This is a genomic window from Azospirillum sp. Sh1 (genome assembly GCF_008365135.1).
GTDB lineage: Bacteria > Pseudomonadota > Alphaproteobacteria > Azospirillales > Azospirillaceae > Azospirillum > Azospirillum oryzae.
The window spans coordinates 320,645-333,653 of record NZ_VTTK01000002.1 but is presented as its reverse complement, the minus strand read 5'-3'; the positions used below and the strand labels follow the sequence as shown (position 1 = coordinate 333,653).

Sequence of the window (13,009 nt, the reverse complement as noted above, 5' to 3'; positions counted from 1 at the left end):
GAAAGCCGGATGCCGAAGCCCGCCACAGCCCTAAAGCCGGATCGGCAGCGGCCGGTCCAATTCAATCGATTCGGGCGTGATCGCGCAAGACCAACACAGCGCCTCCACCCCCGAATCCAGCGCGCGGCGCAGACCGTCATGATAGGCCGGATCGAGATCGGCCGCCGTGCGGAAATGGGAACAATCGCCGCGCTGGACAAGGTAGAGCATGACCGCACGGCAGCCCTGGGCCACCATCGCCGCCATCTCCTGCAGATGCTTGGCGCCGCGGGCGGTGACGCAGTCGGGGAACTCGGCGGCATCACCATGGGGGCCGTCGGGGCGGCGGAGGTGGACGTTTTTCACTTCGACATAGGCGGGAGGCCGGGCGCCGGGCTTGGCCGGGTCGTCCTCCAGAAGAACGTCGATGCGGCTGTTGCGGCCGTATTTCACCTCGCGCCGCAGCCGGTCGTAGCCGGCAAGTTCCGGGATGGTGCCGGCAGCGACGGCGGCGGCGACCAGCGCGTTCGGGTGGCCGGTGTTGACGCCGACCAGCCCCTCGCCCCAGGGGGTGGCGGCCTCCACCAGTTCCAGCGTGTAGGCCAGCTTGCGGTTGGGGTTGTCGGAGCGCGAAAGCCAGACGGCGGAGCCGGGAATGTCCAGCCCGATCATGCTGCCGGAATTGGGGACATGCGCCGTCACCTCCACCCCGTCCAGCAGGACGTCGGCGAGAAACCGCTTGTAGCGGCGGATCAGGCGGCCTTGAAGAAGGGGGGTGGGAAAGCGCATCTTGGCCGCGACGCTACCCTTGGCCTTCCCGCTCGACAAGAGCGTTCCACGGAGCCCCGCACCGCCATGACGTCCGAAACCGCAGAAAGCCCGGTTGCCGTGAACCTGACCGCCGCAAATCCCACTGCCGCCGTCCTGGTGATCGGCAACGAGATCCTGTCGGGCCGCACCAAGGACGCCAATCTGGGCCACATCGCCGAGAAGCTGACGGAGATCGGCGTGCGGCTGCGCGAGGCCCGCGTGGTGCCGGACGTGGAGGAGGAGGTCGTCGCCGCGGTCAACGCGTTGCGCGCCCGCTATACCTACGTCTTCACCACCGGCGGCATCGGCCCGACCCACGACGACATCACCGCCGCCTGCGTCGCCAAGGCCTTCGGCGTGGCATTGGAGCGCAATCCGGAGGCGGTCGCCCGGCTGGAGCGCCATTACGCCGCCGGCCAGTTGAACGAGGCGCGGCTGCGCATGGCGAACGTCCCGGCCGGCGGCATCCTGATCGACAACCCGATCAGCCAGGCGCCGGGCTTCCAGATCGGCAACGTCTTCGTCATGGCCGGCGTGCCCAACATCATGCGGGCGATGCTGGACGGCATTTTGCCGCGGTTGGCCGGCGGGCCGGCGCTGCATGCCCGCACGGTGGCCTGCGAGCTGGCCGAGGGTGTGATCGCCGCCGAGCTGTCGGCTCTGCAGGACCGCCATCCCGCCCTGGAGATCGGCAGCTATCCTTACTTCCGCGCCGGCTTCTTCGGGGTCAGCCTGGTCCTGCGCGGCACCGACGAGCAGGAATTGGCGGCCGCCACCGACGAGTTGGCGGAGATCGTCCGCCGTCTGGGCGGCACGCCCACCGTCACGGTTGGTACGAAAGGGTAGTCGGACTATGACCGCTGGTATGTCGGTGGGTCGATTGTCCCGGACCGATTCGGTCCTACATCAACAAACCGTCATCCAAATCAGCTTTGCCGCGGGAGTCCCGCCATGAAGAGCTTCGAGAAAGCAGCGCTGCTGTTTCTTCTCCGCCACCTGTTCGCCGGCATTGTCGGCGCCGTGGTGCTGGCGACCGGTCTCTTGTGGTTCGACGTCGCCAAGCTGGCGACGCTGATCGGCAACAGCGATTACGGCATCACCGCCACGGTGATGCTCTATGCCGGCCTGATGCTGACCTTCGGCAGCGTGTCGATGGGAATCGGCATCATGACGATGAACGAGGACACCCGTCCTTAATCAGATGCCGAACGGCCCGAATCGGTTATAGACCCAGACCAGGGCGACGATCAGCGCCAGCCAGAGCGCGGCATTGCGCAGCACGACTCCGCGGTTCCGGCGAAGGGCGGCCGGCACCACCAGGACCGCGACCATCAGCAGCGCCACCAGCGACATCCATTGCGTCTCGCTCACGCCGCCTCCTTCCTTCTTCCGGCCCTGTTCCGGGCCTGTCTCCCAGTTGCGCTTCCTTCGATATGGGAATGCCTGCGGTATTGCGAAGGCCTCTTGACCCGCAGCCCCGCGATTGTCTAAGTCATGACCACGGAACGGTGCGTTGCATATCGAGGTATGCAATCTGCGCGGGCAGCGCGGGACCGCTCCGTGGACATGAGCTTTGCCGTACGGATCCGGTCGCATGGGCTGGATTGCGATGGCAGAGTCCGGGGCGCGGGCGTGGCGAAACCGGTAGACGCAAGGGACTTAAAATCCCTCACCCTTAGGTATGCGGGTTCGAGTCCCGCCGCCCGCACCATATTGAATGTAAACGGCTTTCCTGGCGGATGTTTGAGCCTCCCGACGGGCGTGGAGCGGTCGGGAACCCACCCAGGTCCCACCCGTGCGAGACTTCCGCACCGGCGGTCGCTCACCGCGCCTCGACCGGGCCGCAGGTTCGGCGATGGGCCAGCAGGCAGTCTTCGGTCTTCGACTGCCGCATCAAGGCGTCCATCAGCCAATAGCCCAGCACGAGGACGATCATGATGGCGACGGCGGCGCCGAGATTGGCGGCCATGCGGGGGCGGTCGTCGTTCGGCGTCCTGTCGGGCATCATTTCTTGTCCGGCTTCCGCTTGGTCCGGCCATTGGCCGCCTCGCCCTCCTTGCGCTGGAGGAACAGGCGGCCGGCCTGCATCGCGGCTGTACGGCTGATGTAGCTGCCGCAGTCGAAGCGCCGGCCGTCGAACATCACCGTTAGGGTGAAGCTCTGCGGGGCGGCTTCATCGACCATGATCGACGAGGGGGCGGTCGGGGGGGCGGTCGGGGGGGAGGCGGGCTTCATGCGCTGGTCTCTGCTTCTTGCCTGCGGCGAAAGGATTCATACGTCCCCGGCTACGCGCAGACCAGCGGCTTCGACGAGCCCGCCTTCCACTCAGCGCTCCACCTTTCCGCCGGCATTGACCCAGGCGGCGAAACCGCCGCGCAGGCGGTTGATGGTGCCGGTGTGGCCGGCGGCCATCATGCGTTCGGCGGCCGGACCGCAGCGCATGCCGCCCTGGCAATGGAAGACCAGATGCTTGCCCGGATCGGTCGGGACGCGCGACGGGTCGAACCGCGACAGCGGGTTCAGGATCGCGCCCGGAATGTGGCCGGCGGCGTGTTCGTGCGGTTCGCGGACGTCGACGATCACCGCCTCGCCCTTGGACTGCCATTGGATCGCGGTCGCCGCGTCGATCTGCTGGATGCGGCCGGCACCGCTCTGGCCATCCGAGGGTGCCGCGGGAATCAGGCGGCGGAAAAGCGAGCACAGCGACATGATTCGTGGTCCTTCCAAATTCTTGGGGCGATTGGTGGGGATGGTGCGGGCGGGGAGGCGCCCGCGGACGGCCCTTGACCAATAAATTAGTATATTCTAATTTATTGTCAATGAATGGCGGTGCCGCCTGGGCGCAGATGGTCGGGCGGGCGCCTTTCAAGAACAGGAGACGACCATGCATAAGAACTGGCCGCAGATGACCGGTGAGCTGTCCGGCGCCATCCGTGAACTGCGCGGCGGTGCGCCCGACGTCATGAAGGCCTTTTCCGGAATGGCCCAGGCGGCGCTGAAGGCGAATGCGCTGGACACCAAGACCAAGGAGCTGATCGCGCTTGCCATCGCGGTGGCGATCCGTTGCGACGGCTGTGTCGCGTTCCATGCCGAAGCGGCGATGAAGCAGGGGGCGAGTCGCGACGAGGTGATGGAGACGATGGGGATGGCGGTCTATATGGGCGCCGGGCCGTCGGTGATGTATGCCGCCCAGGCGGTCGAGGCGTTCGACCAGTTCGCCGAAAAGGCGGCCGGCTGACCGGAAGACTTGATCCGGCCGGAAAGCGCGATCCCGAGTTTGGGGATCGGGTGGTGCGGGCGGTCGGACTCGAACCGACACTCCTTGCGGAACCGGATTTTGAGTCCGGCGCGTCTACCAATTTCACCACGCCCGCAGCGACGCCTCTTCTAACGCAACAGTCCGGAAACGGAAAGTGCAAAAGAACGGGGCGTCCGGGCAACCCCGTCCGGACATCGCCAAGCGTTGAGGACGCCGCCGCGGTGCCGCTTATTCCCCGCAGCGGCCGTTGCCCCTGCCATGCCGTCGCAGGGGCGCTGCGGGTGTCGCGGACGGCTGGCCGAACGGCCCGGTACGCGCTACCTTGTCGGCCATGACGACCAAGCCATTCATGTCCCGCGTCTTCGACGATCCCCGCGTGGCCGCCCTGCTGCTGGCGCTGGCCAGCGCCGGGGTGCTGCTGTCGGCCCTGTTTTTCCAGTTCGTGCTGGATTACCAACCTTGCGTGCTGTGCATCCTGCAGCGCTGGCCCTATGTGGCGGTGATGGTGCTGGGGCTGGTGACCTGGCTGTTCCGCCGCTGGAAGGGGCTGGGCGACGCGTTGCTGGTGGTGAGCGGGCTGGCCCTGCTGGCCGGTGCCGGCATCGCCGCCTATCATGTCGGGGTGGAGCAGCATTGGTGGGCCGGCACCTCGTCCTGCGGCGGGTCGGCGCCGGCCAATTCGCTGGAGGCGTTGCGCGCCCAGGTGATGGCCGCCCCGGTCACCCGCTGTGACGAAGTAGCGTGGTCGCTGTTCGGGATCTCAATGGCGGGCTACAACGTGGTGATCTCGCTGGCGCTGGCGGCCTACGCCTTCGTCGCGGCACGCATCGCCTACACCCGCACCCCGGTGTCGAGGACCGCATTGTGAGTGAAACGACGTCTGCCACCACTGTTTCCCGTTCCGGTTCGCTGCCCGGATCGATGCCCGGCGATTTGCCGCGGCGCGAGCGGCTGGCCCGCATCGTCCGCGTCGACCATGCCGGCGAATATGGCGCCAAGCGCATCTATGAGGGCCAGATCGCCGTCATGGGCAAGGGGCGCCACGGCAAAACCCTGCGCCACATGGCGGAGCAGGAACTGGTCCATCTGGAATATTTCGAAAAGCAGCTGAACCGGCGCCGGGTGCGGCCGACCCTGCTGCAGCCCCTGTGGCACGTCACCGGCTTCCTGCTGGGCGCCGGCACCGCGATCCTGGGCGAGCGCGCGGCGATGGCCTGCACCGTCGCGGTGGAAGAGGTGATCGAGGAGCATTACGAGGCGCAGCTGAAGCATCTCGGCCCCGAGGAGCGGGACCTGTCCGACAGCATCCGCAAGTTCCAGGCGGAGGAGGTCGAGCACCGCGACATCGGGCTGCGGAACGAGGCGGAGCGCGCGGCGGGCTATCCGATCCTGTCGGCGGCGATCAAGGCCGGCACCCGGGCGGTGATCTGGGTGGCCGAGAGGGTGTAGCGGGCGGGCGTAACCGGCGGGTGCAGGGGGGGCGACACCGTCCCCCCATCCGCACCGCGCTACGTCGGGTCCAATTCCGAGTCCCAATAAAGAAAATCCCGCCAACTTTCATGGAGGAAGTTTGGCGGGAAGGCGCGTCCGTTCTCTTGCAGCTCGTAGGCACTGGGCTGGAAGGGCGGACTGAGGGGGATCATGCCGCAGACGTGGGGAAGGCGGTCGCCCTTCGCCAGGTTGCAGGCCGAACAGGATGTTATGACGTTTTCCCACGTCGTCCGACCGCCGCGGGACCGCGGAATCACATGGTCGAAGGTCAGATCGTGGGTGGGGAAGGGGCGGCCGCAATACTGGCAGGTGAAGCGGTCGCGCAGGAAGACGTTGAAGCGGGTGAAGGCCGGGCGGCGCGTGGCCGGGATGAACTCTTTCAGCGAGATGACGCTGGGCAACCGGACTTCGAAACTTGGGGATCGGACGACCCGGTCATAGTGCGATACGATGTTGACCCGTTCCAGAAAGACCGCCTTGACCGCTTCCTGCCAGGACCATAGCGACAAGGGGAAGTAACTGAGCGGGCGGAAATCCGCGTTCAGCACCAGAGCCGGACAGTGATCGGGTGGTGGAGCCAATGGCCACTCCCTTATCTGAAACCGTTGTCTGGATCCCGGCACGCGACACTGGTGCGGCTTGTGCGCGGGGGCGTCTATGCTCCGCCCCGGCGGCCGGATCGCCGATCCGGGACAACCAAATACATAGTGGATCAGGGGGCCGGACTCAACATCTTGACCCGGTGCAGCCGAATTTCTTCACCGATGTGTAACCTTTTTTGCGCTGTGGACATGCCCGGAAAGGCGGCGGACCGCCATCCGGACCTTCGCGCGGGGGCTGTGACATCGACAACGATATCGGTAGAAAGTCCGGCCGCTTCCCTTGCACGCTTACCCCTCGTTAACCATGACGGCGCCATGGTGGGTCTCGTTGATCCAAGCTGATCCCGCCGGTTCGAACCGGCCGGAAGCGACCCCGAGGAAAGTCCGCCATGACCGCCGTCATCATCGACCTCGCCCAGAAGCGCCGTGAACGCGAGGAGCGTGAGCGCCAGATCCGCATCGACGCGTTCGACCGCGAACTGCGTCGCCGTCTGGCGCTGTATCTGGAAGGCGAGGAGATCCCGGTCGAGCCGATCCGCGACAATCCTTATATCTAAGTCCCGCCTTCCCGACAGATCCGCTGCCCGGTCCGGCGCGCGATCCGCTATAAGGCGGGGATGAGCGATCTCGTCACCCGCTTCGCCCCCAGCCCCACCGGGCACCTGCATCTGGGCCATGCCCATTCCGCGCTGTTCGGCTGGACCACCGCCCGCAGCGCCGCCGCCCGATTCCTGTTGCGGATCGAGGACATCGATCCCAACCGCTGCCGCCCCGAGTACGAGCGCGACCTGATCGAGGATCTGGCGTGGCTCGGTCTCGACTGGGACGGCCCGATCCGGCGGCAGTCCGATCATTTCGACGATTTCCGCGCAGCACTGGCCCGGCTCGAGTCGCTGGGCGTGCTCTATCCCTGTTTCTGCACCCGCAAGGACATCGCCGCCGAGATCGCGCGGGCCGGTGCGGCGCCTCATGGACCGGATGGGCCGCTCTATCCCGGCACCTGCCGGCACCGCTCCGCCGAGGAGCGCGCGGAGCGGATCGGCCGTGGCGACAGTTGGGCGCTGCGACTCGACGTGGAGGCCGCCCGGCGGCTGACCGGACCGTTGCGCTGGCACGACCGGGCGCGGGGCTGGCAGGATGCGGCGCCGGAACTGCTGGGCGACGTGGTGCTGGCGCGCAAGGACACGCCGACCAGCTATCATCTCAGCGTCACCGTCGACGACCATCTGCAGGGCGTGACCCTGGTCACCCGTGGCGAGGACCTGTTCTTCGCCACCCACCTGCACCGGCTGCTGCAGGCGCTGCTGGGCTACGATCCGCCGGACCATCACCATCACGGCCTGCTGCGGAACGCGGCGGGCGAGCGGCTGGCCAAGCGCGACCGTGCCCAGTCCCTGCGCTCGCTCCGCGCCGACGGCCGCAGCCCGGCCGAGGTGCGGGCGCTGGCGGGGTTTCCGGAATAGCGGTCAGCCCATCTGCGCCACCGGCAGGGCGGGGGAGCGGACGGCCTGCCCGGCGGGGCCTCGCAGGGCCTCGGGGGCCAGGCTTTCCTTGCCCAGCAGGGCTTCGGCCGCCAGCCGTCCGGAGATGACGCAGGCCTCGACGCCGGGACCGGGAAAGACGCCGGCGCCGGTCAGGCCCAGGCCGGGGATCGGGCTGCGGCGGGTCAGCCGTTTGTGGTCTGGGGCAATGCCGTAGATGCTACCGTCGCTGGTGTGGGCATAGCGGGCGAAGGTGGCGGCGCTGGCCTCCTGCCGGGTGGTGATGTGACGCTCAAGGTCGGGGATCAGGCGGACGGCGGCGGCGATCATCGCGTCGCCCTCCGCCCGCTTGCGTGCCTTGTAGGCGGGATCGGCGCGGTTCCAGCCGGCATCGGCCGGGGCCAGCCGAAGCAGGCTCACCGCGGCATGGCCGGCGGGGGCGAGGCTGCGGTCGTGGGTGGAGGGGACGGCGATGGCCATGCCGAAACCGGCGCCATCGGACGGCAGGAAGGTCATCGCCGGCAGGTCGGGGACGATGTCCAGCCCCAGCGTGACCATGAAGGCGGAGGTCGAGGGACGCAGCGCCGCGCAACGGGCGGCGTAGGCGGCCGGCAGATGCTCCGCCCCCACCAGTTCCAGCATGGTCCGCCGCACGTCGGCGTTGGAGATCACGGCGGGGGCGCGGATGACACGGCCATCTGCGGTTTCCACCCCGGCGGCGCGGCCGTTTTCGATCAGAATGCGGCTGACGGGGGTGCGCAGGCGGACTTCGCCGCCGTCGGCGCGGATCGACTGGGCCAGCGCGTCGGCCAGCGCCTGCGAGCCGCCGGCGGGATAGCGGCCGCCGGAGAACCAGTAGCCGAAGATCGGCGCCATCTGGCCGGCGGTCAGCAGTTCCGCCCGGTCGCTGAGATAGCCGGTCAGCACGGTCAGCAGGCGCTGGCCGGCGCGGTCGGGGATGTAGTGGTCCAGCATCTCCTGAAAGGGGCGGCTCATCCAGCGGAAGGCATGCGGGCAGTCCGCCACGTAGCGGCGCATCGCCGCCACCGAATCAGGAATGTTGGGCAGGCCGCGCTCGGCGCAGCCGCGATACATCTCGTCATGGATCGCCCGCATCTCCGCCAGGAAGGCGGCGGCGCCGGTGGCGCTGGGCGGGTGGTCGGCGGCGATCTGGGTTGCCAGTCCGTCGGCATCATCGGCCAGTTGGAGCAACTTGCCGTTCATCACCACGCCGCGATTCACCGGTTGCCACTCCACCCGGTCGTGGACGCCGAGCGTACGCAGCAGATGATCGACCGGGCCGCCGGGTTGGGCGCCGCTGATGTCGTGGACGCCGGCATCGAAGACGTAGCGGAAGGGCTCGGCACCCGCTTCGCCGCGGTTGCGGGCTTTGACCGTCCAACTGGTGCAGAAGCCGCCGGGGCGGTCATGCGCCTCCAGAACCGTGACCCGCGCCCCGGCCCGTGCCAGCAGCGCCGCCGCCGTCAGCCCGCCGATGCCGGAGCCGACCACCACCACGTCGCGTTCACTGGGGGCGGTGCGCGTCCGGTTCAGGATCGCGGGGGCCGGCCAAGGGTGCGGGTCGGAGTCGCTGAGCCGGCGGCGCATTCCCATCGTGACCAGCCAGTTCGGCAGCAGCCGGTTGGCGACCATGCCCAGCGCGCTGGCGCCGATGGAGACCGGGGCTTCCCAGCCGGGCAGGGCGGCGAAGCCGAGCCCGCCGACCAGGAACAGCACGCCCCACACCGCCGTCATCAGCCGGTTGACGGCGACGAACTGCGGCAGGTGCCAATACTCGCGGGGCCAGTCGTCGCGGGCATATTGCAGGGTGAAGGGGCTGCCGATGGCGATGCTGCCGAAGGCCATGGCCGACAGCGCCAGATGGATGGCGAAGCCCAGATTGTGCACCGGCCAGTCCCAGCCCAGCGGTGCGCAGAGCGGCAGGGCGGCGAAGAAGGCGGCGGCGACCAGCTCCGGCGCCTTGTAGGAGCCGCGCAGCCGGTCGAGGATGCAGAGGGCGAGACTGGCCGCCAGCGCCGTCAGCGAGGCCGGCAACAGTCCGGCGAGCGGCAGGACGGCGCCGAACAGCAGCCAGGGGGAAAACCCCAGCAGGATGCGAAGTGCGATGGGGAGTTTGCGGAGGGTGCTCATCGGGATGGTGCCTTCGCGGGGGATGCGGATTGCGAAGGACCATGGTCGGCAGGCGGGTGTACGTGCCAGCGCAGGTGCGCGGGGAGCAGGGGCGGCTTCGTGAAGTGCGGCGTACGGCGGTTGGCGATGCGTGAAATGCGGGGGCGTACGGCGGTGTACGTCCCAGGCGCGGGGCCGCTGTTACAACGGCCGCCGTGCCTTCAGCGCCGCGGTCAGCGTGCCGTCGTCGAGATAGTCCAGTTCGCCGCCGACGGGGACGCCGTGGGCGAGGCGGGAGACCGAGACGTCGGAGTCGGTCAGCCGGTCGGTCACCACATGGGCTGTGGTCTGGCCGTCGACGGTGGCGTTGAGCGCCAGGATGATCTCGCGCACCGCCGGGTCCTTGGCGCGTTCGGCGAGGCCGGCGATGTTGAGGTCGTCGGGGCCGACACCCTGCAGGGCCGACAGCAGGCCGCCCAGCACATGGTAGGTGCCGCGGAAGGCGCGGGTGCGTTCCAGTGCCCACAGGTCGCCGGCATCCTCCACCACGCAGATGACCGAGCGGTCGCGGGCGGGGTCGGAGCAGATGGTGCAGGGGTCGCGGCTGTCCAGGTTGCCGCAGATGGAGCAGGCGCGAATCGACTCGCCGGCCGCCGCCATTGCCTCCGACAACGGCACCAGCAGGCTGTCCCGCCGCTTCATCAGATGCAGTGCCGCCCGCCGCGCCGACCGTGGACCGAGTCCCGGCAGCTTGGACAGCAACTGGATCAGGCGTTCGATTTCAGGTCCGATCATTCACTTGGCGGCCGACACATAACTCCCTCTCCCGCCCCGGGAGAGGGAAGGGGCCCATGGCGTCAGCCATGGGAAGGGTGAGGGGTGATGCGAGGATCAGGGGATCCATGTCCGGATCACCCCTCACCCTCCCCGCCTTCGGCGGGTCCCCTTCCTCTCCCGGGGCGGGAGAGGGCAAGAAATCAGAACGGCAGCTTCATGCCGGGGGGCAGCTTCAGGCCGCCCATCATCTTCGAGGTTTCCTCGGCGACGTGCTGTTCGACCTTCTTCTTGGCATCGTTGAAGGCGGCGACGATCAGGTCCTCCAGCACCTCGACGTCCTCGGGATCGACGACGGACTTGTCGAGCTTGACCTTCTTCATCTCGCTCTTGCCGTTGACGGTCACGACGACCATGCCGGCGGCGCTCTGGCCGGTCACTTCGACCTGCTCCAGGCTCGCCTGCATTTCCTGCATCTTGGCCTGCATCTGCTGGGCCTGCTTCATCATGTTGCCGATATTCTTCATCGGTCAGTACTCTCCTTCGTCGTCGAGGGGGTAATAGACCCCATCGTCCTGCTGCTGAACCATGAAATCGGGTGTCTCGCCGTCATCCGCAACCGCCGCGCTCTCCGCCGCGGCAACTTCGGCGAGGTCGCGGACGTCGATGATCTTCGCGCCGCTGAAGGCGTCGAGCACGGCGCGCACCACCGGGTTGGCCTGCGCCTCCGCCCAGGCGCGGTGCTTTTCGGCCTGATCCTGCTCCGCCAGAGTCGGCTGTGCCGGGCCTTCGGACAGGGCGACGATCCAGCGATGGCCGGTCCATTCGGTCAGGAACTGCCCGACCTTGGCCGGCAGGGTCGGCGGGGCGGCGGGGCGGAGCTTCAGCTCCAGCCGGCCCGGCTCCATGCGGACCAGCTGGACCGTCTCCAGCAGATAGCCGTAGAGCGCGCCCTCGCGCCGGTCGGAGAACAGCTGCACCAGCGCACGGAAGTCGTGCGGCATCGGCGACAGCTCCTCGCCGGCCGCAATAGGGGCCGGAGTGGCGGCGGGGGCGGGGGCCGCCTGCGCCACCGGGGCGCTCTGCGGCTGGGCCGAGCCCATGGAGCGGGCCACGGCGTGCGTAGACTGGCCGGCGACCGCGACCGGGCCGCCGCCACCGCCGGGGCCGCGGCCCATCGGCGCGCCGCCTCCGGCATTGGCCCCACCATTGCCCTGCTGGGCCTGGAACTGGCGGATCAGCTCGCCCGGCGTCGGCAGGTCGGCGGCGTAGGACAGGCGGACGATCACCATCTCCAGCGCCTGTTGCGGCACCGGGGCGGCCTGCACCTCGTTCAGCCCCTTCAACAGAAGCTGCCACGCGCGGGTCAGCGCCGGCATGCCGAGCTTGGTCGACAGGGAGGATCCGCGCGTGCGCTCCGCCTCCGGCAGGGACGGGTCGTTGGCGCTGTCGGGCACCACCTTCAGCCGGGTCAGATTGTGGACGAGGTCCAGCAGGTCCTGCAGGATCACCACCGGATCCGCACCGACGCGGTGCAGGTCGGCCAGGATGTCCATCGCCTCGGCCGGGCGGGCGGAGACGGCGGCCTCGAACAGGTCGATGACGCGGGTGCGGTCGGCCAGACCCAGCATATCGCGCACCTGCTGCGCGGTGACGGTGCCGGCGGCCAGCGCGATGGCCTGATCGAGCAGCGACAGCCCGTCGCGCACCGACCCGTCGGCGGCCCGCGCGATCAAGGCGGCGGCGTCGCCCTCGATCTCCGCGCCTTCCATGGCGGTGATGCGGGTGAAATGCTCCTTCAGCACCTGGGCGTCGACGCGGCGCAGGTCGAAGCGCTGGCAGCGCGACAGCACCGTGACCGGGACCTTGCGGATCTCGGTGGTGGCGAAGACGAACTTCACATGGCTCGGCGGTTCCTCAAGCGTCTTCAGGAGCGCGTTGAACGCGCTCTTCGACAGCATGTGAACCTCGTCGATGATGTAGAGCTTGTAGCGGGCCGAGACGGGCGAGTAGCGCACGCCGTCGATGATCTCGCGGATGTCGTCGACGCCGGTGTGGCTGGCGGCGTCCATTTCCATCACGTCGACGTGGCGGTCTTCCGCGATGGCGCGGCAGTTGTCGCAGACGCCGCAGGGGCTGACCGTCGGCCCGCCGGTGCCGTCCGGGCCGGTGCAGTTCAGCGCGCGGGCGATGATGCGTGCGGTGGTGGTCTTGCCGACGCCGCGCACGCCGGTCAGCATGAAAGCCTGGGCGATGCGGCCGGACTGGATGGCGTTGGTCAGGGTGCGGACCAGCGCGTCCTGACCGATCAGCTCGTCGAAGGTCTTCGGCCGGTATTTGCGCGCCAGCACCCGGTAAGCCTGCCCGGTGGCGGGAGCGGAAGCGGCGGTGATTTCGGCGCCAGAAACGGCAGTTGTATCGGTCACGCGGCTGGCCTGTCGAAACGACGGGAGGGGAATTTCGGGCCGCAGGATAGCGTCCCG

Annotated in this window: 17 protein-coding genes and 2 tRNA genes; 8 read left to right on the top strand and 11 right to left on the bottom strand. The window is 68.5% G+C overall.

Annotation, left to right across the window (positions count from 1 at the left end):
* Nucleotides 1-30 precede the first annotated feature (30 nt).
* Nucleotides 31-768 (bottom strand): DNA/RNA nuclease SfsA, encoded by a 738-nt coding sequence (gene sfsA, locus FZ029_RS04340; protein ID WP_149268175.1) that lies wholly within the window; start codon nucleotides 766-768, stop codon nucleotides 31-33.
* Between the two features lie 66 nt (nucleotides 769-834).
* Between sfsA and FZ029_RS04335 the strand changes: the two genes are divergently transcribed.
* A complete protein-coding gene (locus tag FZ029_RS04335; RefSeq protein ID WP_149268140.1) occupies nucleotides 835-1,635 on the top strand; it encodes a molybdopterin-binding protein in 801 nt (266 codons plus the stop codon).
* A 105-nt stretch (nucleotides 1,636-1,740) separates the two neighbouring features.
* Nucleotides 1,741-1,986, top strand: a complete 246-nt coding sequence (locus FZ029_RS04330; protein ID WP_109152243.1) for a hypothetical protein — start codon at nucleotides 1,741-1,743, stop codon at nucleotides 1,984-1,986.
* On the opposite strand, the gene FZ029_RS32880 is transcribed toward FZ029_RS04330, so the two are convergent.
* Complete coding sequence (locus FZ029_RS32880) at nucleotides 1,987-2,160, bottom strand: hypothetical protein (protein WP_174757217.1); 174 nt, start codon at nucleotides 2,158-2,160, stop codon at nucleotides 1,987-1,989.
* A 255-nt stretch (nucleotides 2,161-2,415) separates the two neighbouring features.
* Here FZ029_RS32880 and FZ029_RS04325 point away from each other — a divergent pair.
* A tRNA-Leu gene (locus tag FZ029_RS04325) sits at nucleotides 2,416-2,500 on the top strand.
* A gap of 111 nt (nucleotides 2,501-2,611) precedes the next feature.
* On the opposite strand, the gene FZ029_RS04320 is transcribed toward FZ029_RS04325, so the two are convergent.
* From FZ029_RS04320 to FZ029_RS04310, 3 genes are all read right to left on the bottom strand, one after another.
* Nucleotides 2,612-2,797 (bottom strand): hypothetical protein, encoded by a 186-nt coding sequence (locus FZ029_RS04320; RefSeq protein WP_149268139.1) that lies wholly within the window; start codon nucleotides 2,795-2,797, stop codon nucleotides 2,612-2,614.
* A complete protein-coding gene (locus FZ029_RS04315; protein WP_149268138.1) occupies nucleotides 2,794-3,024 on the bottom strand; it encodes a hypothetical protein in 231 nt (76 codons plus the stop codon). Before FZ029_RS04315 ends, FZ029_RS04320 begins: the two co-directional genes overlap by 4 nt.
* Nucleotides 3,025-3,114: 90 nt before the next feature.
* A complete protein-coding gene (locus FZ029_RS04310; protein WP_149197875.1) occupies nucleotides 3,115-3,498 on the bottom strand; it encodes a rhodanese-like domain-containing protein in 384 nt (127 codons plus the stop codon).
* A 175-nt stretch (nucleotides 3,499-3,673) separates the two neighbouring features.
* On the opposite strand from FZ029_RS04310, the gene FZ029_RS04305 reads away from it, so the two are divergent.
* Nucleotides 3,674-4,027, top strand: coding sequence for a carboxymuconolactone decarboxylase family protein (locus tag FZ029_RS04305; protein WP_149268137.1), 354 nt, complete (start codon nucleotides 3,674-3,676; stop codon nucleotides 4,025-4,027).
* A 51-nt stretch (nucleotides 4,028-4,078) separates the two neighbouring features.
* Here FZ029_RS04305 and FZ029_RS04300 read toward each other — a convergent pair.
* A tRNA-Leu gene (locus tag FZ029_RS04300) sits at nucleotides 4,079-4,163 on the bottom strand.
* Nucleotides 4,164-4,397: 234 nt separating this feature from the next.
* Between FZ029_RS04300 and FZ029_RS04295 the strand changes: the two genes are divergently transcribed.
* The gene (locus tag FZ029_RS04295; protein WP_149197877.1) at nucleotides 4,398-4,916 is read left to right on the top strand and encodes a disulfide bond formation protein B; all 519 of its coding nucleotides are present in this window, start codon (nucleotides 4,398-4,400) and stop codon (nucleotides 4,914-4,916) included.
* 53 nt (nucleotides 4,917-4,969) lie between these two features.
* Nucleotides 4,970-5,497 carry a demethoxyubiquinone hydroxylase family protein gene (locus FZ029_RS04290; protein WP_149268174.1) on the top strand — a complete coding sequence of 176 codons (528 nt, stop codon included), beginning with the start codon at nucleotides 4,970-4,972 and terminating at the stop codon, nucleotides 5,495-5,497.
* 59 nt (nucleotides 5,498-5,556) lie between these two features.
* Here FZ029_RS04290 and FZ029_RS04285 read toward each other — a convergent pair whose 3' ends face one another.
* Complete coding sequence (locus FZ029_RS04285; protein ID WP_149197879.1) at nucleotides 5,557-6,120, bottom strand: HNH endonuclease; 564 nt, start codon at nucleotides 6,118-6,120, stop codon at nucleotides 5,557-5,559.
* A gap of 410 nt (nucleotides 6,121-6,530) precedes the next feature.
* On the opposite strand from FZ029_RS04285, the gene FZ029_RS32875 reads away from it, so the two are divergent.
* Nucleotides 6,531-6,698: a hypothetical protein gene (locus FZ029_RS32875; RefSeq protein WP_014248815.1), complete on the top strand. Its 168-nt coding sequence runs from the start codon at nucleotides 6,531-6,533 to the stop codon at nucleotides 6,696-6,698.
* Between the two features lie 60 nt (nucleotides 6,699-6,758).
* Entirely contained in the window at nucleotides 6,759-7,604 is an 846-nt protein-coding gene (gene gluQRS / locus FZ029_RS04280) for a tRNA glutamyl-Q(34) synthetase GluQRS (RefSeq protein ID WP_149268136.1), read from the top strand.
* 3 nt (nucleotides 7,605-7,607) lie between these two features.
* On the opposite strand, the gene FZ029_RS04275 is transcribed toward gluQRS, so the two are convergent.
* The 4 genes from FZ029_RS04275 to FZ029_RS04260 form a co-directional block, all read right to left on the bottom strand.
* Nucleotides 7,608-9,773, bottom strand: a complete 2,166-nt coding sequence (locus FZ029_RS04275; protein ID WP_149268135.1) for an NAD(P)/FAD-dependent oxidoreductase — start codon at nucleotides 9,771-9,773, stop codon at nucleotides 7,608-7,610.
* A 180-nt stretch (nucleotides 9,774-9,953) separates the two neighbouring features.
* Complete coding sequence (gene recR / locus FZ029_RS04270) at nucleotides 9,954-10,547, bottom strand: recombination mediator RecR (protein WP_149268134.1); 594 nt, start codon at nucleotides 10,545-10,547, stop codon at nucleotides 9,954-9,956.
* Between the two features lie 182 nt (nucleotides 10,548-10,729).
* On the bottom strand, nucleotides 10,730-11,053 hold the full coding sequence (locus FZ029_RS04265; protein ID WP_085090301.1) for a YbaB/EbfC family nucleoid-associated protein: 324 nt from the start codon (nucleotides 11,051-11,053) through the stop codon (nucleotides 10,730-10,732).
* Between the two features lie 3 nt (nucleotides 11,054-11,056).
* Nucleotides 11,057-12,952: a DNA polymerase III subunit gamma/tau gene (locus tag FZ029_RS04260; protein ID WP_149268133.1), complete on the bottom strand. Its 1,896-nt coding sequence runs from the start codon at nucleotides 12,950-12,952 to the stop codon at nucleotides 11,057-11,059.
* Nucleotides 12,953-13,009 lie beyond the last annotated feature (57 nt).

Bases quoted from the DNA above. Each gene is read 5' to 3' on its own strand.
- sfsA (WP_149268175.1), bottom strand. From the start codon at position 768: ATGCGCTTTCCCACCCCCCTTCTTCAAGGCCGCCTGATCCGCCGCTAC.
- FZ029_RS04335 (WP_149268140.1), top strand. From the start codon at position 835: ATGACGTCCGAAACCGCAGAAAGCCCGGTTGCCGTGAACCTGACCGCC.
- FZ029_RS04330 (WP_109152243.1), top strand. From the start codon at position 1,741: ATGAAGAGCTTCGAGAAAGCAGCGCTGCTGTTTCTTCTCCGCCACCTG.
- FZ029_RS04320 (WP_149268139.1), bottom strand. From the start codon at position 2,797: ATGATGCCCGACAGGACGCCGAACGACGACCGCCCCCGCATGGCCGCC.
- FZ029_RS04315 (WP_149268138.1), bottom strand. From the start codon at position 3,024: ATGAAGCCCGCCTCCCCCCCGACCGCCCCCCCGACCGCCCCCTCGTCG.
- FZ029_RS04310 (WP_149197875.1), bottom strand. From the start codon at position 3,498: ATGTCGCTGTGCTCGCTTTTCCGCCGCCTGATTCCCGCGGCACCCTCG.
- FZ029_RS04305 (WP_149268137.1), top strand. From the start codon at position 3,674: ATGCATAAGAACTGGCCGCAGATGACCGGTGAGCTGTCCGGCGCCATC.
- FZ029_RS04295 (WP_149197877.1), top strand. From the start codon at position 4,398: ATGTCCCGCGTCTTCGACGATCCCCGCGTGGCCGCCCTGCTGCTGGCG.
- FZ029_RS04290 (WP_149268174.1), top strand. From the start codon at position 4,970: ATGCCCGGCGATTTGCCGCGGCGCGAGCGGCTGGCCCGCATCGTCCGC.
- FZ029_RS32875 (WP_014248815.1), top strand. From the start codon at position 6,531: ATGACCGCCGTCATCATCGACCTCGCCCAGAAGCGCCGTGAACGCGAG.
- gluQRS (WP_149268136.1), top strand. From the start codon at position 6,759: ATGAGCGATCTCGTCACCCGCTTCGCCCCCAGCCCCACCGGGCACCTG.
- FZ029_RS04275 (WP_149268135.1), bottom strand. From the start codon at position 9,773: ATGAGCACCCTCCGCAAACTCCCCATCGCACTTCGCATCCTGCTGGGG.
- recR (WP_149268134.1), bottom strand. From the start codon at position 10,547: ATGATCGGACCTGAAATCGAACGCCTGATCCAGTTGCTGTCCAAGCTG.
- FZ029_RS04265 (WP_085090301.1), bottom strand. From the start codon at position 11,053: ATGAAGAATATCGGCAACATGATGAAGCAGGCCCAGCAGATGCAGGCC.